Origin of the sequence: Pedobacter lusitanus, from assembly GCF_040026395.1 — a bacterium.
Lineage (GTDB): Bacteria > Bacteroidota > Bacteroidia > Sphingobacteriales > Sphingobacteriaceae > Pedobacter > Pedobacter lusitanus.
In genome coordinates this window covers 4,629,674-4,652,346 of sequence record NZ_CP157278.1, presented here as the reverse complement: position 1 = coordinate 4,652,346, position 22,673 = coordinate 4,629,674, and the positions used below count along the sequence as shown (strand labels likewise).

Annotated in this window: 20 protein-coding genes and 1 tRNA gene; 16 read left to right on the top strand and 5 right to left on the bottom strand. The window is 38.8% G+C overall.

Annotation, left to right across the window (positions count from 1 at the left end):
* Positions 1-10 precede the first annotated feature (10 nt).
* The 4 genes from PL_RS19765 to PL_RS19750 all read left to right on the top strand — a co-directional run bounded on the left by PL_RS19765 (position 11) and on the right by PL_RS19750 (position 1,845).
* On the top strand, positions 11-544 hold the full coding sequence (locus PL_RS19765; RefSeq protein ID WP_152620377.1) for a hypothetical protein: 534 nt from the start codon (positions 11-13) through the stop codon (positions 542-544).
* An 11-nt stretch (positions 545-555) separates the two neighbouring features.
* The gene (locus tag PL_RS19760) at positions 556-909 is read left to right on the top strand and encodes a hypothetical protein (RefSeq protein ID WP_152620376.1); all 354 of its coding nucleotides are present in this window, start codon (positions 556-558) and stop codon (positions 907-909) included.
* A gap of 190 nt (positions 910-1,099) precedes the next feature.
* Positions 1,100-1,501 carry a hypothetical protein gene (locus PL_RS19755; protein WP_041885559.1) on the top strand — a complete coding sequence of 134 codons (402 nt, stop codon included), beginning with the start codon at positions 1,100-1,102 and terminating at the stop codon, positions 1,499-1,501.
* Positions 1,501-1,845 (top strand): helix-turn-helix domain-containing protein, encoded by a 345-nt coding sequence (locus PL_RS19750; RefSeq protein WP_041885557.1) that lies wholly within the window; start codon positions 1,501-1,503, stop codon positions 1,843-1,845. The genes PL_RS19755 and PL_RS19750 overlap by 1 nt, the downstream gene beginning before the upstream one ends.
* Here the strand turns inward: PL_RS19750 and PL_RS19745 are convergent.
* The 4 genes from PL_RS19745 to PL_RS19730 form a co-directional block, all read right to left on the bottom strand.
* Entirely contained in the window at positions 1,837-3,048 is a 1,212-nt protein-coding gene (locus PL_RS19745) for a site-specific integrase (RefSeq protein WP_052496532.1), read from the bottom strand. The two genes, PL_RS19750 and PL_RS19745, sit on opposite strands and share 9 nt — an antisense overlap.
* 141 nt (positions 3,049-3,189) lie before the next feature.
* Positions 3,190-3,263 (bottom strand) — tRNA-Arg (locus PL_RS19740).
* Positions 3,264-3,369: 106 nt separating this feature from the next.
* Positions 3,370-3,834: a redoxin domain-containing protein gene (locus tag PL_RS19735; RefSeq protein ID WP_041885554.1), complete on the bottom strand. Its 465-nt coding sequence runs from the start codon at positions 3,832-3,834 to the stop codon at positions 3,370-3,372.
* Between the two features lie 35 nt (positions 3,835-3,869).
* Positions 3,870-4,787, bottom strand: coding sequence for an SDR family oxidoreductase (locus PL_RS19730; RefSeq protein WP_041885590.1), 918 nt, complete (start codon positions 4,785-4,787; stop codon positions 3,870-3,872).
* A 150-nt stretch (positions 4,788-4,937) separates the two neighbouring features.
* On the opposite strand from PL_RS19730, the gene atpD reads away from it, so the two are divergent.
* Together atpD and atpC are read left to right on the top strand one after the other, a co-directional pair.
* The gene (gene atpD, locus PL_RS19725; protein WP_041885552.1) at positions 4,938-6,443 is read left to right on the top strand and encodes a F0F1 ATP synthase subunit beta; all 1,506 of its coding nucleotides are present in this window, start codon (positions 4,938-4,940) and stop codon (positions 6,441-6,443) included.
* A 22-nt stretch (positions 6,444-6,465) separates the two neighbouring features.
* Complete coding sequence (gene atpC / locus PL_RS19720) at positions 6,466-6,708, top strand: ATP synthase F1 subunit epsilon (RefSeq protein ID WP_041885551.1); 243 nt, start codon at positions 6,466-6,468, stop codon at positions 6,706-6,708.
* A gap of 97 nt (positions 6,709-6,805) precedes the next feature.
* On the opposite strand, the gene PL_RS19715 is transcribed toward atpC, so the two are convergent.
* Positions 6,806-9,187 (bottom strand): ABC transporter permease, encoded by a 2,382-nt coding sequence (locus tag PL_RS19715; RefSeq protein ID WP_041885549.1) that lies wholly within the window; start codon positions 9,185-9,187, stop codon positions 6,806-6,808.
* A 688-nt stretch (positions 9,188-9,875) separates the two neighbouring features.
* Here PL_RS19715 and PL_RS19710 point away from each other — a divergent pair.
* The 10 genes from PL_RS19710 to PL_RS19665 all read left to right on the top strand — a co-directional run bounded on the left by PL_RS19710 (position 9,876) and on the right by PL_RS19665 (position 22,673).
* Complete coding sequence (locus PL_RS19710) at positions 9,876-10,766, top strand: branched-chain amino acid transaminase (RefSeq protein WP_041885587.1); 891 nt, start codon at positions 9,876-9,878, stop codon at positions 10,764-10,766.
* A 21-nt stretch (positions 10,767-10,787) separates the two neighbouring features.
* Positions 10,788-12,485: a dihydroxy-acid dehydratase gene (ilvD, locus tag PL_RS19705; RefSeq protein ID WP_041885548.1), complete on the top strand. Its 1,698-nt coding sequence runs from the start codon at positions 10,788-10,790 to the stop codon at positions 12,483-12,485.
* Positions 12,486-12,517: 32 nt separating this feature from the next.
* The gene (ilvB, locus tag PL_RS19700; RefSeq protein WP_041885546.1) at positions 12,518-14,257 is read left to right on the top strand and encodes a biosynthetic-type acetolactate synthase large subunit; all 1,740 of its coding nucleotides are present in this window, start codon (positions 12,518-12,520) and stop codon (positions 14,255-14,257) included.
* 9 nt (positions 14,258-14,266) lie between these two features.
* On the top strand, positions 14,267-14,887 hold the full coding sequence (ilvN, locus tag PL_RS19695) for an acetolactate synthase small subunit (protein ID WP_041885545.1): 621 nt from the start codon (positions 14,267-14,269) through the stop codon (positions 14,885-14,887).
* Between the two features lie 71 nt (positions 14,888-14,958).
* Positions 14,959-16,440: a ketol-acid reductoisomerase gene (gene ilvC / locus PL_RS19690; RefSeq protein WP_041885542.1), complete on the top strand. Its 1,482-nt coding sequence runs from the start codon at positions 14,959-14,961 to the stop codon at positions 16,438-16,440.
* Positions 16,441-16,498: 58 nt separating this feature from the next.
* Entirely contained in the window at positions 16,499-17,905 is a 1,407-nt protein-coding gene (gene leuC / locus PL_RS19685; protein ID WP_041885540.1) for a 3-isopropylmalate dehydratase large subunit, read from the top strand.
* Positions 17,906-18,013: 108 nt separating this feature from the next.
* Positions 18,014-18,598 carry a 3-isopropylmalate dehydratase small subunit gene (leuD, locus tag PL_RS19680; protein WP_041885538.1) on the top strand — a complete coding sequence of 195 codons (585 nt, stop codon included), beginning with the start codon at positions 18,014-18,016 and terminating at the stop codon, positions 18,596-18,598.
* On the top strand, positions 18,598-20,061 hold the full coding sequence (locus PL_RS19675) for an ATP-binding cassette domain-containing protein (protein WP_200890791.1): 1,464 nt from the start codon (positions 18,598-18,600) through the stop codon (positions 20,059-20,061). The genes leuD and PL_RS19675 overlap by 1 nt, the downstream gene beginning before the upstream one ends.
* Positions 20,062-20,065: 4 nt before the next feature.
* On the top strand, positions 20,066-21,157 hold the full coding sequence (leuB, locus tag PL_RS19670; RefSeq protein WP_041885534.1) for a 3-isopropylmalate dehydrogenase: 1,092 nt from the start codon (positions 20,066-20,068) through the stop codon (positions 21,155-21,157).
* A gap of 7 nt (positions 21,158-21,164) precedes the next feature.
* The gene (locus PL_RS19665; protein ID WP_041885532.1) at positions 21,165-22,673 is read left to right on the top strand and encodes a 2-isopropylmalate synthase; all 1,509 of its coding nucleotides are present in this window, start codon (positions 21,165-21,167) and stop codon (positions 22,671-22,673) included.

The window sequence follows — 22,673 nt, the reverse complement described above, 5'->3', positions numbered from 1 at the left end:
TTATACTATAATGATAAGACTATTAACACTCTCAATGTTGATTATATTTATTGCAGGATGTGAACAAAAGCAAGAAGAATCAGCAGAACAAAGAAAAGCTAGACTAGATAGTTTTTCGATGAAAAGATACGGCAAAAGCTCTGATGAACGTATAAAGGAAATGACTCACAAGGTTATAAGTAAATCATTACTTGATACGGCTGGATTGTATAAGTCACCTATAAAAATAATTAAGGCTACATTAGTTAAAAAAGAGTACAGCAATTTTAGAGATATAAGAATATCATACAAAAATGTATCTAACAAACCTATTAGTGCAATAAGATTTATGTGGAAAGGCATTGATGCATTTGGAGAACCTGCTGATATGGGTGGAGCGTATGATGGTTTTGGCGGAGGGTTTACAGATGATGTATTGCGCCCTGGTAAATCTGAAACTAGAGAATGGAGTATTTTAAGTAGAGACGGCAAAAAAGTACAACTGGCTTGGCCAACTGAAATAGCATTTACCGACGGCACAAAGTGGAAATTATCAAAAAAATAAAACCAAATACTATGAAAAAATTAATCCTCTTATTATTAATACCAATTCTTTTTTCTTGTAAAAAAGATGAAAAAGAAAATAAAGCTTCCTATGACATCATTGTAAATGTAATAGGGACTTCCTCGTTCAGTTTGTATGAGCCAAACTCTGGACTAGTGAACCACATACCTAACGCTGGTGCATTAACCAACAATTACAGCATGACTGCAACTTATGACAAAGGGGCAAAAATAAACATTGTAGCTGCTTTAAAAACTAATCAGAAACTAGAAATAGAGGTTATAATTAAAAACACTAAAACTTCCCAAGTAATATTTCAGGATAAACAGATCGGAGAAGTTAAAACATCTTTCACAGCTCAATAAAATGGATAATTCAACTATATTTTTTGGAATAGTTTCTATATTTTTCATAATAATGTTTATTAATTTATACGTAAACATTAGTAAAATAAAAAGAAACTCATATAAACAAACATATTTATTAAGAATGATTTATGAGCAAAATGGTGGACAACTAGATGATGCTGACAAAAGAATATTAAATTCTTAAAACATGGAAAAGGAATATTTAAACGCTTTATTAGGCGATATTGAAAAATCAGTTATACCAGAAGAAAAGATTAGTCTTTTAACAATCCTTATTAAAGATCTGGTACAGGAAGATATTGAAAAGACTAAAACTATTGAGTCTATAAAGCAAGCTCTTGAACTGTCTTCTTTAGCACACAATGCTCTTCTTAAAAATAATCAGCTATTGGCTCGCTCACTTGAAGAATTAAGTAAATCAGTTGCTATTTCTGCCGGTCATGTTACTCGATTTATGGACTCTGTAAGCCAAATTAGCGACGCAGTCCCAAGGAATATTAATGATATTACCAATCTTTATGAAATGGTAATGCAGATTTACGAGCACATAGACAAGGTTGAAGCAAGACTAACAAGAACGTTAAAATAATGCGCAATAACCATACAGAGGTAGATCAAAAGATCGGTAAACGATTCCACCTAGTAAGGAGGCACCTAGAGCTTACACAGGCTGAAATGGCAGCTATTTGCGAGATAAAGCAAAGTATGATTTCTTACATCGAAGGAGGGAAGCGCGATCTGCCAACTAATGCAATACAAAATCTTTTTCTTAAGAAAAACATATCGCCTACCTATCTACTTACCGGCGGTGATAATATGGAGTTTAATAAGCCTACAGACACACAGATAAGTGGCAAAATAAAAAATATGGAGGCAGATATAGAGATCTTAAAAGCAGAAATTGAAAGACTTAAAACGCCTGTGTTAAAGTAGCACCTTGTCTGCAGCATCGTCCAGATCATCAACTCTCCGGATATCCCTGATGTATATCTCGGTCATTTCTCTCGTAGAATGACCAAATAAACCCTGTAATGTCTTAAGGTCACCGCCCAGCTGCTGATCGGCAATACTTGCAAATGAATGCCTTGCAATGTGTGTAGTTACCGTTTTTGTAATACCACATTTAAGGGCAATTTCTTTCAGATTTCTATTGATAACCATTGTTCTATTTTTCACCTCTGTTTTAAACTGCAGAACAGTTGTATCTGGCTCTTTTAATCTTAGAAATGGAAAAATGTAATAACCCCCGGTATCCCTGTATTTATTCAAAATATTCATACACGGCTCCACAATCTTCATATCATAAGAATTACCGGTTTTACCGGCATCATATTGAAGTCGTCCGTCTTTGATGTCAGACCATTCCAAACGAAGCGCATCTCCGATTCGCATCCCTCTAAAATAAAACTGGACTAAAAATATGTTACGGGCATGATACATAAGAATATCTTCTCTTAAATTAAGCTTTACCAAGGCATTTATTTCATCATTAGTAAGCTTGCTCTTAATGTTTTTGTCGTAAGATAGATTATGTGAATTTAGCGCTTTGTTAATATCCCCCGAGTAACTTACAACACGTTTGATAAATTTTATAACATGGTTAATGGTATTCTTAGCGTTCCCAACACCTCCTTTTTTATCTTTCTCTTTTGTCTTGCAATGATTTATAAAATTTGCTATCCAGTTTTTATCAATATCTGAGATCATAAAATCTCTTGAAGCAAATCGTTTAACCTTTTCAAATCTGGATCTGGTGCCATCGTAAGTAAACGTACCTTTCTTAAGTGTATTTAAATAAGCTTCAGCAAACTGATAGAAAGTAACCGGACCTTCTGGCGCAACTTCAATCTTGAAAACATCATCGGCCACCCAAGGAAGAACAGATCTTTCAAGAGCCTTGAATCTGGCTTTGTATTTTTCAAACTCGTCTTCTATATGGATGTTCGCATCAATATGGTCTTTTCTTCCTTTTGGCTTGATCTTTTTATTGACCGAGTCCCATTCTTCCTTATGAGCAACCCCCACTAGCTTACGTCTTGGTACGCCATTATGCCGGACTGTTACAAAGACAGGATGCCTGTCGCCTTCCTTCTTTAATTTTGTCGACGTGAAGAGTTCAAGGGTGATTGTAGCCATGGTAATTATTTTAGTTACGTTTTACTTACGCAAATACTTACCAAATATGTCCAAATAAAACCATAAGACAAAAATAAACCCGACTTATGTATTAAATAAGCCGGGTTTGAATATTTTTTCGTCTTTTATTGACGTTAAATGTGCACTTGTAGGGATTCGAACCCCAAACCTTCTCATCCGTAGTGAGATGCTCTATCCAATTGAGCTACAAATGCATTTCCCAATTCTGTATCGCTTTGGGATTGCAAAAGTAGTATTTCTATTTGAAATTCAAAACTTTTTTCAAATAAATATTCAAATAAATATAGCCTCCTACTGCTGCTACCCCTCTACAACTTTCTTAATTGCATCGAAATCAGGAAGATCACCTGCTGATTCTAAAACCTCAGCATAAATTATTTTTCCCTGTTCATCAATCACAAATGCAGCTCTTTTTGATACACCTTTTAAATTAAAGACAAATTCTTCATAAATCGACTGGTAAGCAGTTGACGTTTCTTTATTAAAATCCGATAATAAAGGGAACTGATAAGCTTGTTCTTCTTTAAATTTAGCCAGCGTGAAAGGTGAATCCACTGAAATACCCACCACTTCAGCATTCATGCCCTGGTAAAAACCAAAACTATCTCTCATTGTACAAAGCTGTGTTGTACATACCCCGGTAAATGCCATAGGGAAAAATTGTAATACTAATTTCTTTCCTTTGAAATCAGCAAGTGATGTTTCTTTTAAATCTGAGCTGAATAATTTAAAATCCGGAGCCTGATCGCCTTTTTGTAATCCCATTTCTATAATTAAATTAGTTGTTTGTATAATATCTTTTAATTTTCTTTTGTCCTGTCTTTTAATTGCTGATCCAGCAAAGCCAGCCCCTGCTCAAAACTATGTGGGGCATATCCAAGCTCTTTTATAGTTTTATCCAGTATAAAACCAGTCTTTACCGGACGTTTTGCTGCCTGATTAAGTGTACCAGCGCTAATTTCTGTAATCAGTTCTTTATTCAGCTGCCAGAAATCTGCTACCCGGGAAACTAATTCAGCAATACTCATCATATCCTTCCCGGAAACATTAAATACCCCCTGTGCATCTTTTTCTACCACAGCCAGGCATGCCGCTGCCAGGTCCTCTGCCAATGTCGGCATACGCCACTGGTCATTCACTACGTTAATCGGCGTTCCTTTCTCCAGCGCGCCCTTAGCCCATAATACAATATTGCTTCTGCTTTCATCACTGATAATACCATATACAATAATAGTACGCAGGATAGCCCATTTACATCCGGAGTTTTTAATCAGCTCCTCAGCCTCCAGTTTGGTTTGTCCATAATAGCTTAACGGATTTGGTTCATCCGACTCTTTATAAGGACCATTCGCTCCATCAAAAATAAAATCTGTAGACAAATGCACAAGCTGTATATTATATTCTTCACAAATTGTGATCAGTGTTTTCACAGCTTCCACATTAAGTGCATAAGCCAGCTCCTTTTCTGTCTCACATTTATCCACATTTGTTAATGCCGCAGTATGAATCACCGCATCGGGTTTATATTGCTTCAAAACATTACTGACACTGACAGGATCAAGAATATCCATTTCAGCATATTCATAGCCCTGAGTGCTTTTAAAACGATTTCCACCTTTGGATGTTGCAACCAGATTAAACTGTTTTCCGGCTATTATTGCTTCGGTAATTTTCTGTCCGAGAAGCCCGTTGCTGCCCGTAACCAATACTGTTTTCATGGCTCCTAAATTATTGATAAAAAAACTGTGGAAAAACTTTTTATTTATATACAAAAAATATATTGAAAAACCTTAGCTTTGCAAACCGAATTGAAGCCTTTAAAAGGGCCTTTAACAATTTGATATTTATAATTTTACCAAAAACAATATATGCCTAACATTGGAAAAATAGCGCAGATTATAGGACCGGTAGTAGACGTGAGTTTTGCTGACGATGCTCATTTACCTCAAATTTTCTCTGCATTAGAGATTGAAAAAGAAAACGGACAAAAGATCGTTTTAGAAGTTCAACAACATCTTGGTGAAGACCGTGTACGTGCAATTGCAATGGACTCGACTGATGGTTTAGTACGGGGAATGGCTGTAGCAGATACTGGCTCTCCTATTAAAATGCCTATTGGTGATCAAATCAAGGGTCGTTTATTCAATGTTGTAGGTGAAGCTATCGACGGGATTAACACAGTTGATAAAACTGGTGGTAAACCTATCCACAACGCGCCTCCTCGTTTCGACGAACTTTCAACAGAATCAGAAGTACTTTACACTGGTATCAAAGTAATCGATTTATTAGAGCCTTACGTTAAAGGTGGTAAAATCGGATTATTTGGTGGTGCGGGTGTAGGTAAAACTGTATTAATCATGGAGCTGGTAAACAACATTGCGAAAGCATATGCTGGTTTATCTGTATTCGCTGGTGTTGGTGAGCGTACCCGTGAAGGAAATGACCTTTTACGTGAGTTCATCGAATCTGGTGTAATTAACTATGGTGAAGAGTTCCTGCATTCAATGGAAAAAGGCGGATGGGACTTAAGCAAAGTTGACACTGAGAAATTAAAAGAATCTAAAGCAACATTGGTATTCGGTCAGATGAACGAGCCTCCTGGAGCACGTGCGCGTGTAGCTTTATCAGGATTAACTGTAGCTGAATATTTCCGTGATGGTGATGGTGAAGGCGCTGGAAAAGATATCCTTTTCTTCGTTGATAACATCTTCCGTTTCACTCAGGCTGGTTCTGAAGTATCAGCACTGTTAGGTCGTATGCCTTCAGCAGTAGGTTACCAACCAACCCTGGCAACAGAGATGGGATTAATGCAGGAGCGTATTACTTCAACTAAACGTGGATCTATTACTTCTGTACAGGCGGTTTATGTACCTGCGGATGATTTAACTGACCCGGCTCCGGCTACAACGTTTGCCCACTTAGATGCAACAACAGTATTATCACGTAAAATTTCTGAGCTTGGTATCTATCCTGCTGTAGATCCACTGGATTCTACTTCACGTATCCTTTCTCCGGCTATCTTAGGTGATGAACACTATAACACTGCGCAACGTGTGAAAGAAATTTTACAACGTTACAAAGAGTTACAGGATATCATTGCGATCTTAGGTATGGACGAGTTATCTGAAGAAGATAAATTAACTGTTCACCGTGCTCGTCGTGTTCAACGTTTCTTATCACAGCCTTTCCACGTAGCTGAGCAATTTACAGGCTTAAAAGGTGTATTGGTTGACATTAAAGAAACCATCAAAGCATTTAACATGATTATGGATGGTGAAGTTGATGAATATCCTGAAGCTGCATTCAACTTAGTTGGTGGCATCGATGATGCAATTGAAAAAGGAAAGAAACTATTAGCTGAAGCAAACGCTTAATTAAGGCGTATACACTCAACATATGACATTAGAAATATTAACACCAGATAAAAAAGTCTACGAAGGCGAAGTAACTGCAGTTACTGTACCGGGTACCATGGGATCTTTTCAGATTTTGAAAGACCATGCTCCTATTATTTCAACTTTAGAAGATGGACCAGTAATTATTAAATGTAAAACTGAAGAACAAACCTTTATGATTAAAGGTGGTGTTGTAGAAGTTTTAAAAAACAAGATTATTGTTTTAGCTGAGGGTGTAGCTTAATATTTAATCATAACTTATAAAAAGAGAGTGCTCCAAAAGGGTACTCTCTTTTTTTTATCAGCATTTTCAGATGTTACTACAGAAATAACGCCGGAAACTATTCGTATTTCAATGCATCGGCAGGATTGGACCTCGCCACTTTAAAGGTTTGCAGACTTACAGATAATATGGCAATGAAGACAGATAATAACAGCGCCGTTAAAAAAGGCAGGTAACTGATCCCTATCCTGTAATCATATTTTTGCAGCCATTGATAAGCAACTATATAAGCTACTGGGATGGAAACAAAATTGGAGATAATAACCAGCTTAATAAAATCTCTGTTTAAAAGGATCAGAATATTTCTCAGATCGGCTCCCAGCACTTTACGGATACTAATCTCTTTGCTCCTTTGTTCTGCTACATATAAGGCCAGCCCTAACAATCCAAGACAGGAAATGAAGATGGCAAAACCACCAAATATTTTGGAAAGTATACTCAATACTTTTTCGTTCTGGAGCTTTTCTGCCATCCGCTGACTAACAAATGTTATTTCTAATGGATAACCCGGATTGATTTTCAGACTTAATGCTTTTATTTTTTCGATAGATGAGGTCATGTTCATCGCAGGATTAAGACGCAGGACAATCACATTAACCACTTCATCGGTTCTGTAAAAATACAATGACGGTTCTACCTTTGCCCCTAATGACGAGTATACATAATCTTTGATTATTCCAATAACCGTAAAGGTTCTGCCCCAATCATCATTTCTGATCTTCGCCCCTATCGGATTCTTAAGATTCATTGTTTTCACCGCGGTCTCATTCAACACCACTGATAAAGTGTCATTGCCAAATGCCTGATTAAAATCCCGCCCAACAAGCATTTCTGTTCCAATAGTTTTAGCAAAATCATACCCTGAAAAATGAAGCTGCATTTTTATCTGCTCATCTTTCTGCTGTTCCGGCCATCTGATTTTTTCGGTACTCACAGCATTATTTGTTACTCCGTTTGCTGTTTCTGTAGCAGCGACTATAGCTCCCGACTTCATTAATTCGGCCTTAAAAAGATCCAGCTTATGAGCATCACGTAGAGCTCCGGGTCTCCATAATTGAACCAGGTTGTCTTTATTAAAACCCAGAGGTTTAGTACGCATATAACTGGTCTGCTGATGCACAACTATTGCACAAACAATCATACAGATAGAAAAGCCAAATTGAATTATAACCAGCATTTTACGTATAGATAGGGTGTTTTCTCCAGTACCTTTGAAGCCTTTCAGGACCTTAACAGGCATAAAAGAAGAAAGGTAAAATGCAGGGTAACTACCAGCAAGAAATCCTGTAAAAACAATGAGCAGGATTAAAATCGTCCAGATACCATAGGAACTGTAATTGATGGACATTTCAATTCCCAAAAGATGATTAAAATAGGGCAGTGAGATTTCAAGCAGGATAAATGCTATAACCATTGCCAGAGAAGACAGTAGTAAAGATTCAGCCAGGAATTGCCAGATAATTGCCCGGCGGGATGAGCCTAGACTTTTTCGGACGCCTACCTCTCTGGCTCTTTTTTCGGAACGTGCGGTAGACAGGTTCATATAATTTATACATCCGATAAAAAGAACAGAGGCTGCAAGTATCAGGTATAATTTCACCTGATCGATACCACCTCCAACCAGTTTACCATTTTCAAAAGAAGTATATAAATGGTTTTTCTCAAACGGGAAAAGAAAAAACTCAATGTATTTTGCTCCATTCTGCTTTTGCATAAAGATCTTTCTCATCTGCGTATCTGCTGCTGCAAATGAACTCTTGTCTTTAAGCTGAATGAGTGTATTTAATGCCCCGTCACTCCAATCCATACGTTTTAAATAGGGCTGTTCTTTTTCTAAAAAAGACCAGGTGGATAGTAAGTCAAACCGGTAACTCTGATTTACGGGCAAATTTTTAATCACAGCGGTCACGGTTAAAGGAACTCGATTATCAAATTTCAGGGTTTTACCAATGGGTTCTTCATCGCCAAAAAACACCTTTGCCGTTTCTTCGGTAATCAATACGGAACCAGGGGAAGATAAAGCAGTAACCGGATCTCCTTTGATAAATTGATAATCGAACATTTTCAGAAAGGAAGGATCAGTGTAGATGATCTTTTTATTGAAACTGTTATTCTTGTAGTTCAGCAGACCACCTCCCTCAACCAGGCGACAGACATATTCAATTCCGGGTATGGTTTGCTGAGCAGTGGCAGCCAGTTGACTGGGAGTAGCATATGAACGGTTAGTCGTAACCTTATCACTCATCCGGTCATTTTCATAAACTGAGTATATCCGGTTGATATTTTTAAATTGCTTGTCGAAGCTCCACTCGTAATTCACATATAATAACAGAAGCAGACAACTGGCAAGGCCGATCGCCAGTCCACCTATATTAATCAATGAAAAGACTTTGTTTTTCCAGAGATTCCGCCATGCGATTTTTAAAGCGAGTTTATACATGCCTGATTTGCTATAGTTAATATAGGAGTTAAAATCCACAGGACACTAACTTTATGCCATAACAAAACTGCTGGAATACACACCGTAAACAGCTTATTACAGAGAAATACAGTACGTTATCGGACAGCCAGGTGTGCAATCCTGAACAGTTATTCATAAATCATTACGGTAACACCATAATTTTCAAGAAAAAGACAGTCAAAAAATCACTTTTTAGCTACCGGTAATCCAGTATATTTTTTTGAATTTCTCAGCACTTTTCAAGATTTTAAGCAGAATTTCTTCAAAATTATGATGCAAGCATAAAACCTATACCAAATACCGAAATCATATTCGGTATAGATGACACCACCATTAGAAAGGTTAAATGCATTTTGCACCAAATTTTATATTGAATATTCATAAATATTATATCAAATATTTTTTTTCATTTATTTTCAATCTGCTATTGACAGTCTGTAAAGCAAGAACTAAATTGTATTTATATAAAGCAAACAAAAAAACTAAGAAATGAAAGGTTTATTCAAAGCGCAAATTAATGTCATTATTAACCTAATTATTCTGCTGATTCTTCAGGAGACTAAGGCGCTGTAAATGAATATTTAACCTACAAAAATATCCGCAAGCGCCTCCCAACAGAGGCGCTTTTTTAATGAGAGCAAAACCGAACAACCGAAACAAAAACAAAATGCAATACTACGATTCAGCCACAGTCCTTTACTTAAACGGGAAGTTTATCAAGGCCGCAGAAGCCAAAACAAGTTTGTATAGCCAATCTTTACATTATGGCTATGCAGTTTTTGAAGGTATCCGTGCGTACAATACGCATAACGGAACCAGAATATTTAAAGCAAAAGAGCATTATGACCGCCTGCAACGTTCTGCAGAATTGATGCATATTCCTTTTCCATTCGACAAAAACGAACTGATTAAACAAACCTATAAATTACTGGAAAAGAACAACATAAAAGACGCTTATATCCGTCCTTTAGTGTATTGCGCACCTAATATGACTCTTTCTGCGGCAACAGAAGTTTCGATCCTGATCTGCGCATGGGAATGGGGAGCATATCTTGGAACACAACTGCAAAAAGCCTGTGTTTCAACGTATCAGAGACCAAATCCAAAATCAACTCATGTTGAAGCCAAAGCCAGCGGTCATTATGTGAATTCTATACTGGCCACAACTGAAGCAAAAAGTAAAGGCTTTGATGAGGCCATTCTGCTGGATATGAATAATAACATTGCTGAAGCCCCGGGAGCTAACATCTTCATCGAGAAAAATGGCAGGTTATATACTCCCCCACTGGGAAATATCTTAGCAGGCATAACCAGAGCAACGGTTCTCAGATTATGTAAAACACTTGATATAGAATGTATTGAAAAGCACTTATCGGTTGATGATTTGAAAAATGCTGACAGTGCTTTCTTCTGCGGAACAGCGGTAGAAATTGCCGGAATTGCGTCTGTAGATGACGTCACTTTCCCTGCAATCTGGACAGAGAGTTTAGGGGCAACCTTACAGCGTACCTATAAAGCATTGGTATTAGAGAAACAAAACTACGAAGTAATCATATAACAAAAACCATAAAACTAGAAGATGTCACAAACACCAGAATTGAACCGCTACAGCAAAGTTTTCACACAAGATCCTACCCAACCAGGCGCACAGGCTATGTTGTACGGTATTGGTCTGACTACAGAAGATATGCAGAAAGCTCAGGTGGGTATTGCCAGCATGGGTTATGATGGAAACACCTGTAATATGCACTTAAATGATTTGGCTAAAATTGTTAAAGACGGCGTGTGGAAAAATGAAATGGTCGGTTTAACCTTTGGAACTATTGGAGTCAGTGATGGCATGTCCAATGGTACTGAAGGAATGCGTTATTCATTGGTATCCAGAGATGTAATTGCAGACTCTATTGAAACAATTTGCGGCGGACAATACTATGACGGCCTGATTACCATCCCTGGATGCGATAAAAACATGCCCGGATCAATCATGGCTATGGGACGTTTGAACAGACCTTCGATTATGGTTTACGGAGGTAGTATCCACTCCGGAAAATACAAAGGAAAATCACTGAATATAGTCTCGGCTTTTGAAGCATTAGGTGAGAAATTAGCAGGTAATTTATCTGAAGAAGATTATCAGGGTATCATCCGCCATACATGTCCCGGTGCAGGTGCCTGTGGCGGAATGTATACCGCTAATACAATGGCCTCTGCTATTGAAGCTTTAGGGATGAGCTTACCTTACAGCTCATCTTATCCGGCATTGAGTGAGGAGAAAAAACAGGAATGTCTGAATGCAGGAATAGCCATCAGAGTACTGTTAGAAAAAAACATTTTACCATCAGACATCATGACGGAAAAAGCATTTCACAATGCTATAGTAACTGTCATGGTATTAGGTGGTTCGACTAATGCTGTATTGCATTTGATTGCCATGGCAAAATCTGTAGGCTTAACTTTAAAACTGGAAGATTTCCAGCGTATAAGTGATAATACACCGGTGCTGGCTGATTTAAAACCAAGTGGACAGTATCTGATGGAAGATGTGCATGAGATAGGTGGTATTCCGGCTGTCTTAAAATATCTGTTAAAAGTTGGACTGATCCATGGCGATTGTATGACCGTTACTGGTAAAACCATAGCAGAAAACGTAGCCGAAGCTGCAGATCTGAATTTTGAGGAACAGAAGGTAATTTTCCCGGTAACACATGCATTAAAAAGCACAGGACACCTGCAAATGCTTTATGGTAATCTTGCCGAAAAAGGGGCAGTAGCCAAAATCAGCGGTAAAGAAGGAGAAAGATTTGAGGGCCCTGCCCGTGTATTTGAAGGAGAGCAAAAACTAATTGCAGGAATTCAAAGTGGAAAAGTTCAGCGTGGTGATGTTGTAGTGATCACCAATGTCGGTCCTAAAGGAGCTCCCGGAATGCCGGAAATGTTAAAACCAACTTCTGCAATTATAGGTGCGGGTTTAGGTAAATCAGTTGCGTTAATTACAGATGGACGCTTCTCTGGAGGTACACATGGTTTTGTAGTAGGCCATATTACACCGGAAGCCTGGGATGGAGGAAATATCGGACTGGTTAGAGATAACGATATTATCACTATTGATGCGGTTACAAACACAATTCAATTAAATATTTCTGACGAGGAACTTGCACAAAGAAGATCCGAATGGAAACAGTTACCACCACCCGTCAAAAGCGGCGTCCTTTATAAGTATCTGAAACAAGTAAGCAACGCAAGTGAAGGCTGTGTTACAGACGCCTACACTGATTAATTAACCAAGGCCCCAAATTAAAAGCAAATAAAATGGACACATTACAAGAGGTAACTACCACCCCTGCAGCACCTAAAGAAACCAAACAGGTAACAGGTTCTGTAGCCTTGCTCGAAGGATTAATTGCCGAAGGAACCGAAACTATTTTCGGATATCCCGGTGGAGCCATCATGCCTATCTATGATGCAATTTATGATTATAAAGAAAAGTTAAATCACATATTGGTAAGACATGAGCAGGGCGCGACACACGCAGCTCAGGGTTTTGCCCGCACTTCCGGTAAAGTCGGTGTTGTTTTCGCAACCAGTGGCCCCGGAGCAACCAATCTGGTTACCGGACTGGCCGATGCCCAGATAGACAGTACTCCTCTGGTGTGTATCACCGGACAGGTATTTGCTCATCTTTTAGGTACTGATGCTTTTCAGGAAACTGATGTAATCAACATTACTACACCAGTAACCAAATGGAACTACCAGGTCACTGATGCCAATGAAATACCTGCTGCACTGGCAAAAGCATTTTATATCGCCAGAAGCGGAAGACCAGGACCGGTATTAATTGATATTACCAAGAATGCTCAGATGCAGCTGTTTGATTATGAAGGTTATACCCCTTGTACTCATATCCGCAGTTATCGTCCGAAACCAATTATAAGAAACGAATATATTGAGCAGGCTGCTGCCTTAATCAATAGTGCCAAAAAGCCTTTTATTCTGTTCGGACAGGGAGTCTCATTAGGTAATGCAGAAGCTGAATTTCAGGCTTTTGTAGAAAAAAGTGGTATTCCGGCAGCCTGGACCATTCTGGGGGCCGGCGCTATTCCAACAGATCATCCCCTGAATGTAGGTATGCTTGGTATGCACGGCAATTACGGACCGAATGTACAAACCAATGAATGTGATGTATTGATTGCTATCGGGATGCGTTTTGACGATCGTGTAACTGGTCGTCTGGATAAATATGCTAAACAGGCAAAAGTTGTACATCTGGATATTGATCCGGCTGAGATCGATAAAAATGTAAAAGCTGATGTACCTGTTTGGGGAGATTGCAAAGAAACCCTTCCCCTGCTGACCAAACTGGTTACTGAAAAAACACATCCTGAATGGTTAGCTGAATTTAAAGCATTTGAAAAAATTGAAAAAGAAGACCTGATTGAACCAGAATTAAATCCGCAAAGCGGAGAATTAACTATGGGTGAGGTTATTCATCAGCTGAATATATTAACTAAAGGTGAGGCAGTAATTGTAAGTGATGTTGGACAGCACCAGATGGTAGCCTGCAGATATGGAAAGCTAAACGCAAGCCGTCTGACTGTGACCAGCGGTGGACTGGGGACTATGGGCTTTGGTTTACCTGCTGCTATAGGTGCAAAATTCGGTGCTCCTAACCGTACAGTTGTAGCTGTAATTGGCGACGGTGGATTCCAGATGACCTTACAGGAATTAGGTACGATTATGCAATTTGGTGTAGATGTCAAAATACTGATCCTTAACAATCAGTTTCTGGGCATGGTACGTCAATGGCAGCAGTTATTCAATGAAAAACGCTATTCATTCGTTGACATCACCAGTCCTGATTTTGTCAAACTTGCTGAGTCTTATTATATAGCAGGTAAAAAAGTTACTGAACGTGCTGACCTGGTGGGCTCACTGGAACAAATGCTGCAGCATCCCGGATCATTCCTTTTAGAGGTAATGGTTAGTAAAGAACATAATGTATTCCCTATGGTTCCTCAGGGCTGTAGTGTAGGTGAAATCAGACTTAAATAATTAACGATTATGAGCAATTCTCAAGACATAGATTCAGCAAATGCTAAACAGGAATTTACTATTACGGTATACACTGAAAATCAGATTGGTATACTTAATCGTATCGCAATTATATTTTCAAGAAGAAAGATCAATATTGAAAGTCTGAATGTCTCTCCTTCTGAAATTGAACACATCCACCGTTTCAATATACTGATTACAGAAACTGAAGAAGTAGTACGTAAACTGGCCAGACAGATAGAAAAACAGGTAGAAGTTCTTAAAGTATATTTCAACACCAACGAGGATATTATCTGGCAGGAACTTGCCCTGTACAAAGTACCAACAGACACCATTCAGGAAAAAGTACTGGTTGAACGTCTGCTACGTGAAAACGGAGCCCGGGCTGTGGTCATCCGTAAAGATTATACAGTTTTTGAAACCACTGGTCACCGTACCGAAACAGATAAACTGATCGAAGTATTACAACCATATGGACTGATCGAATTTGTCAGAAGTGCACGTGTAGCTATTATCAAAGACAGCACAGGTTTCAATAGTAAACTAAGAGAATTCGAGCGTCTTGACCCGGGTCATGATGTGATTGAAAATGAATTCCTTGATAAAGAAAAGAATGTATTTACCATGTAATCTGTTTCAGATATAAATAATTAGCCAAACAAATAATTAAAAGAACCTTAAAAATCAAAAAACAATAAACGATGTCAAATTATTTTAACACACTTCCTCTCAGAGAAAAATTAAACCAGTTAGGTGTTTGTGATTTCATGGACAGTTCAGAATTCCTGGATGGTGTAGATGCATTAAAAGGAAAAAAAATAGTCATTGTAGGCTGTGGTGCTCAGGGACTAAACCAGGGTTTAAACTTAAGAGATAGTGGTTTAAATGTTTCTTATACTTTACGCAAAGAAGCTATTGAAGGCAAAAGAGATTCATGGAAAAATGCTACTGAAAACAATTTTGCAGTTGGTACTTACGAAGAATTAGTTCCAGAAGCTGATGTTGTAGTTAATCTTACGCCTGATAAACAACATACTTCGGTAGTTAATGCAATTATGCCCCTAATGAAAAAAGGAGCTACTTTATTATACTCACACGGTTTTAACATTGTTGAAGAAGGAATGCAGATCCGTAAAGATATTACAGTGATCATGGTAGCCCCTAAATGTCCGGGAAGTGAAGTAAGAGCAGAATATGTAAGAGGTTTTGGTGTACCAACTTTAATCGCTGTGCACCCTGAAAATGATCCTGAAGGAAAAGGTCTGGCACAGGCAAAAGCTTATTGTGCCGGAACAGGCGGACACAGAGCGGGTGTATTAAAATCATCTTTTGTAGCCGAGGTGAAATCAGATTTAATGGGTGAGCAGACTATCCTTTGTGGTTTACTGCAAACTGGGTCTATCCTTTCATTTGATAAAATGGTTGAGAAGGGAATCGATGCAGGTTATGCTTCAAGACTGGTACAATACGGTGTGGAAGTAATCACTGAAGCTTTAAAACAAGGTGGAATCACCGCAATGATGGACAGATTGAGCAATGTGGCCAAGATTAAAGCATTTGAGCTCTCTGAAGAATTAAAAACCATCATGCGTCCATTGTTTCAAAAGCATCAGGATGATATTATGAGTGGTGAATTCAGTCGTATCATGATGGAAGATTGGGCAGCAGGAGATAAAAATTTACTGGCTTGGCGTGCAGCTACCGGCGAAACTGCTTTTGAGAAAACACCTGCAGGTAATGTCAAAATTGGTGAACAGGAATATTTCGATCATGCTTTATTAATGGTTGCTTTTATCAGAGCAGGTGTTGAACTGGCTTTTGAAACTATGGTTGAGGCAGGAATTAAACCAGAATCTGCTTATTATGAGTCATTACATGAAACTCCGCTGATTGCCAATACGATTGCCCGTAAGAAATTATTTGAAATGAACAGAGTAATCTCTGATACTGCAGAATATGGCTGCTATTTATTTGATCATGCCTGCAAACCGTTACTGGCAGATTTCATGAAGCATGTGGATACTGACCTGATCGGTAAAAACTTTAATGAAGGTAAAGATGGTTCTGTAGATAACAGAGCTCTGATTGCAGTGAATGAAGTAATCCGCTCTCATCAGGTTGAAACTATCGGAGCTGAGTTAAGAAAAGCAATGACTGCAATGAAATCGATTAAAACAGTATAAGAATAATACAAAACCTCTTGGGCCAATAACCTGAGAGGTTTACAAAAACAATCATAAGATGTCAAAAACATTAGTAGAAAAAATATGGGATGCGCACGTTGTAAAAAGCGAACCAGGATTTCCTGATATTCTATATATTGATACACACTTAATACACGAGGTGACTTCTCCTCAGGCTTTCGATGGTTTACGCAAAAGAGGTTTACCTGTTTTCCGTCCGCAGCAAACTGTGGCTACTGCAGACCATAATGTACCAACTATTGATCAGTTATTGCCGATCAAAGAAGAACTTTCACGTTACCAGGTAGACATGCTGACAAAAAACTGTGCAGAATTCGGTATAGAACTGTATGGTCTTGGGCACCCTTTTCAGGGAATTGTTCATGTTATCGGCCCTGAGCTGGGAATTACCCTGCCAGGCAAAACTATGGTTTGTGGTGATAGCCATACCTCAACTCACGGAGCTTTTGGTGCTATTGCATTTGGTATAGGTACTTCGCAGGTAGAACAGGTTTTTGCAACGCAATGTTTATTACAGCAAAAACCTAAGACCATGAAAATTGAGGTTAACGGTACTTTAGGAAAAGGTGTGTCTGCTAAGGACATCATTTTATATATCATCTCTAAAATATCTGCAGCTGGTGGTACCGGTTATTTTATTGAATATGCAGGTTCGGCAATCGAGGCTTTAAGTATGGAAGCCAGAATGACTATCTGTAATATGAGTATAGAAATGGGTGCCAGAGGTGGTTTAATCGCTCCTGACCAGACTACTTTCGATTATGTTAAAGGCAGAGAGTTTGCTCCGGCCGGTGCGGAGTGGGATAAAGCACTTAGCTACTGGAAAACCTTATACAGTGATGCTGACGCAAAATTTGATAGTGTATTAACTTTCAAAGCAGAAGATATTGCCCCGATGATTACTTACGGAACAAATCCGGGTATGGGTATGGGTATTCAGGAAAATATCCCTTCAACAACTTCACAACCTGATAAAGAGCAATTATCGTATCAGAAAGCACTTGATTACATGGGATTTGAAGATGATTCATCATTAATCGGAAAACCTGTTGATTATGTTTTTATTGGTAGCTGTACCAATTCACGTATTGAAGATTTACGGGAAGTAGCAGAATTTGTAAAAGGGAAACAAAAGGCAGAAAACGTAACTGTCTGGATTGTACCTGGTTCAAAACAAGTGGAACAACAAGCTAAAAACGAAGGTCTGGACAGGATTTTTGAACAAGCTGGTTTTCAGCTTCGCGAGCCAGGATGCAGTGCCTGCCTGGGTATGAATGAAGATAAAATCCCGGCAGGAAAATACTGTGTTTCTACTTCGAACAGAAATTTTGAAGGTCGCCAGGGTCCTGATGCAAGAACTTTACTGGTAAGTCCTTTAACCGCCGCTGCTGCTGCTGTTACTGGTAGAATTACTGATGTAAGAGAAATGTTAACTGAGGCTTAGACAAACCATACCTGATGATGAAACCATCATGTGCAGCAGAACAGCCGAAATGAATATAATCGGATAGCACATGATAGCTTCATTACCGTTAAAAATCTTTATATACCAATGAAAAAATTCGAAAGATTAATATCGGCAATTGTGCCATTAAATATAGAAAACATCGATACTGACCAGATCATTCCGGCCAGGTTTTTAAAGGCGACTACCCGTGAAGGTTTTGGCGAAAACCTGTTCCGTGACTGGCGTTATAATGGTGATAATACGCCTAAACCGGATTTTGTACTGAATGATCCAACTTATAACGGGCAGATTTTAGTAGCAGGAAAAAACTTTGGTTGCGGCAGTAGTCGTGAACATGCAGCATGGGCTATTCAGGATGCAGGTTTCGATGTGGTAATCAGCAGCTTCTTTGCAGATATCTTCAAAGGAAATGCGTTGAACAATGGTCTCTTACCTATCCAGGTTAGCGATGATTTCTTATCTGCTATTTATACAGCAGTGAGCAAAAATCACAAAGCTCAGCTGGATGTAGATCTTGAAAATCAGACTGTGACAATCAAAGACACGGGAGAGAAAGCTGATTTTGAAATTAACGCCTATAAAAAATCATGTCTGATTAACGGTTATGATGACATCGATTTTATCTTAAACCAGAAACATTTGATAGAAGAATTCGAGCAAGCAAAATAATGTCACAACCCATCGTAAATATCGCCAACCTGAATCTGAAGTACCACAATAAACTGGTGCTGCAGGATTTGAACTGGGTTATCAACCGTAAGGAAAACTGGTTATTACGTGGGATAAGCGGGAGTGGCAAAACATCATTAGCCAAGGCAATTGCAGGTCTGGTCAGATTCCAGGGTGATATTGAAGTCAATTTTGATCCGCAGAGCAGCTTACCTCCTCTTGTACATTATGTAGCAAACTGGTATCAGTTTAAAGATCTGGAAGGTCAGTCAAATTTCTATTATCAGCAACGTTACAATAAACAGGCAACGGAAACTACCGCTACCGTAAAGTTTGAATTAGAAAATTATGGTAAAAAACATCAGCTTCAGTTCAGCGAAGCCGAAAAACTTTTAGCTGCTCTGGGCTTTTCTGATTTACTGGATTCCACTCTAATTCAGCTGTCAAGTGGAGAGCATAAAAAATTACAGCTGGTTAGTGCTTTATGGCTTAAACCTCAGTTGTTAATTATAGACCAGCCCTATAATGGACTGGATAAACTTTCCCGGCACAAGCTGAATGATCTGTTTGAAGCTATTACCGCAGCTGGGACGCAGTTGATCCTGATCAGCAATGATAAGGAATTACCTTCAGCGGTACATCGTTTTGCAGCCATCAAAACAGGTAAACTGGTAGAGATCTCTGCTGATGAACATCTGCAGGAATATGATAAAGAAGAGGCTAAATCAATTCCTGATTTTTTAACTGAAACTCCTGTTTCATCGGCTGAAAACATTATCAGGATGGTGAATGTAAATATCAGTTACGGAGAAAAACAGGTATTAAAAGATATCAGCTGGGAAGTTAAAGCCGGAGAAAAATGGCTGCTTCAGGGACCTAATGGATCTGGCAAATCAACCTTATTAAGTTTGATTACCGGCGATCATCCCCAGGCCTATGCCAATGATCTTCATTTGTTCGGTAACAAAAGAGGTAGTGGTGAAAGTATCTGGGATATTAAAAAACGTATTGGATTAATCTCACCAGAATTACACTGGTATTTTGATCCTCTGGCGACTGTCAGACAAAGTATAATCTCTGGTTTTTTTGATAGTTCTGGTTTATTCCGTGAACCTGATTATACAAAAAAGACTCAGGCTGCAGAACTGATCAGCTATTTCGGATTAACGGAATATCAGGATGTGCTGCTCAATCAGCTCCCACTGGGTAAACAGAGACTTGCTTTTCTAGCCCGCACTATTATCAAAAACCCAGAGCTGTTAATCCTGGATGAACCTTGTCAGGGTCTGGATCAGCAGCAAACACAGTATTTCAACAAACTGGTAGATGAATTATGTCAGAATGGTACAACGCTGATTTATGTCGGCCATTTTGAATCGCAGCTGCCTGCATGTATAGAGAAAAGAATTTTATTAGAAAACGGCGAAGTAAAATCCGTAGAAAACATATTAGAAAGCGTTTAGTAAAATGAAGAAAAATATATTAGTTATACCAGGAGATGGTATCGGACCCGAAGTTACCCAATGGGGGAAAGCTGTACTGGAACAAATTGCAGCTAGTTTTGATCATGAATTTCTCTTTGATGAAGCATTGATGGGACATGCAGCAATTGAAGCTACCGGTACTCCTCTGCCGGATGATACCCTGGAGAAAGCAAAAAAGAGTGATGCTATCCTGTTTGGCGCCGTAGGTCATGCGAAATATGATAATGATCCTTCTTTAAAAGTACGTCCTGAACAAGGTCTGCTTAAAATCCGCAAAGAACTGGGACTTTATGCTAACCTGCGTCCTATTTTGTTATTCGATGAATTATTAAATGCATCAAGTATTAAAGCTCATATTCTTAGAGGTACGAACATCCTGTTCTTCAGAGAACTGACAGGTGATGTTTATTTCGGCGAAAAAACCAGATCCGAAGATAAAAACACCGCATCTGATCTGATGATTTATCATAAATACGAAGTAGAACGTATTGCCCATAAAGCTTACGAAGCAGCCATGCAGCGTGGCCGTAAATTATGTTCAGTAGATAAGGCAAACGTACTGGAAAGTTCCAGATTATGGAGAGAGACCGTTCAGGAAATAGCTAAACAATATCCTGAAGTCGAGACTCAGCACTTATTCGTGGATAATGCTGCCATGCAACTAATTAAAGACCCCAAACAGTTTGACGTAGTTTTAACCGCAAATCTGTTTGGCGATATATTAACTGACGAGGCTTCACAAATAGCAGGTTCAATGGGTATGCTGGCTTCGGCATCTGTTGGAGACGGAACCGGATTTTTCGAACCTATTCATGGCTCAGCACATGACATTACTGGCAAAGACCTGGCTAATCCGCTGGCCTCTATCCTTTCTGCTGCTTTGATGCTGGAAATCAGTTTCGGCTTGAAAGAAGAAGCGCAGTTGATTATTTCGGCTGTTGACAGCGTATTAAAAGATGGCTACAGAACCAGTGACATCGCAGACGATACAACCAGCCCATACAAAGTATTAGGTACTCAGGATATGGGTAAACTCGTCTTAAAATTCATCACACAACAAACTTATTCAAATTAAAAAAACTATGCTACACGATCCTAATAGAGTTTACGTATTTGACACCACCCTTCGTGACGGAGAACAGGTTCCGGGCTGCCAGCTTTCTACTCCAGAAAAAATAGAAATTGCAAAAGCACTGGAAGCACTTGGTGTGGATGTGATTGAAGCTGGTTTTCCAATTTCCAGTCCTGGTGATTTCCAGAGCGTGGTGGAATTATCAAAAGCAGTTCGGGAACCAATTATTTGCGCACTGACCAGAGCAAACAGAAAGGATATCGATTCTGCAGTAGCAGCTTTACAATATGCTAAACACCCGAGGATACATACTGGAATAGGCTCCTCAGATATGCATATCAAATACAAATTCAACAGTACACGCGAAGATATTCTGGAACGTGCAGTTGAAGCTGTAAAATATGCAAAGCGATTTGTAGAGGATATAGAGTTTTTCGCAGAAGATGCGGGTCGTGCAGATAATGCATTTTTAGCTCAGATGGTTGAGGCTGTAATTGCTGCAGGTGCAACTGTTGTAAATATCCCGGATACTAATGGATATTGTTTGCCTGAGCAATACGGATCAAAAATCCTGTATCTTAAACAGCATGTTAAAAATATAGATCAGGCAATTATCTCTGTGCATTGCCACAATGATTTAGGTTTGGCTACAGCTAATACTTTAGCCGGGGTAATTAATGGTGCACGCCAGGTAGAATGTACCATTAACGGTATTGGTGAACGTGCCGGAAATACTGCATTGGAAGAAGTAGCTATGGTTTTAAAAACACATCATGCGCTGAACCTGAAAACCAATATCAATACCAAACACTTCAGTGAAATCAGTGCTAAAGTGAGTCGTATGATGAGAATGCCAGTTCAACCTAACAAAGCAATTATTGGACAAAATGCTTTTGCACATAGTTCAGGTATTCATCAGGATGGTTTCCTTAAACACAGAGAGAATTATGAGATCATTAATCCTGAAGATGTTGGAATTGACTCTGCAGGAATTATATTGACAGCCAGAAGCGGACGTCATGCTTTAAAACATCATTTGGAAAGACTGGGTTATGTGATTGAAAAAATCAATCTGGATCAGGTTTATGAGAAATTTCTTCTTCTTGCAGATCAGAAACTGGAAATCTCTGATGATGATTTATTATCATTAATGAGTGACGGAGAAGAACATACCTATAAAAATGGATATAAACTGAACTCTCTGCATGTGGTTTGCGGAGATTCACAACTCCCTGTTGCCATAGTAAAATTAGAACATGAAGGTCAGGAGAAGGAAGCAAAAGCTGAAGGAAATGGCCCGGTTAATGCAACTATTAAAGCTATTGAGACCATAATTGGTAAAGATATTCAGTTAAAAGAGTTTACCATTCAGGCGATGCATGGTGGTAGCGATGATACCAGTAAAGTAAATATGAGAGTTATTTTCGAAGAACGGTCTTATTTAGGATACGGATTCAGCACCGATATTGTTAAGGCATCAGCCGATGCTTATCTGGATGCATTAAATAAATTCTTATAA